General features: G+C 56.1%; 1 protein-coding gene. It reads right to left on the bottom strand.

Translation table 11 applies throughout. The features are described 5' to 3' along the window. Window positions 1-25: 25 nt before the first annotated feature. On the bottom strand, window positions 26-301 hold a 276-nt coding region (locus RVY79_RS18845; RefSeq protein ID WP_317466085.1), incomplete at its 5' end, for a hypothetical protein.

The following is a 301-nucleotide window of genomic DNA, read 5'->3' as shown; positions in this document are numbered from 1 at the left end:
CATGGCGTAGCGACAATGCACGAAGTCATGAGGGCAACCCCGCTCGCCCGAGCCAGTAGTTGGCCAGCGCCTGCTGAATTGAGGGCGTATCGAAGCCGTCCGGCCCCTCAGCTTCGAGCTTGAACTTCAGGTACTCAACAATTGCACCTGCTTGCGCTTTCGAAAATACGGAATGCCGATACACAGCACTATCCCAAGCTGTCCGATCCCCGTACCTACGAGGATTGATCCTTTCCGCTGCACCCTGATCCGCAAGACCGTGGACCAAGTGGAACACAACATCGTTGTAGTGAATCTCCCC

Origin of the sequence: Chromohalobacter sp. HP20-39, assembly GCF_033052815.1 — a bacterium.
GTDB lineage: Bacteria > Pseudomonadota > Gammaproteobacteria > Pseudomonadales > Halomonadaceae > Chromohalobacter.
Note: the sequence above shows the minus strand (reverse complement) of the source record. Positions and strands in the feature narration are given on the sequence as shown.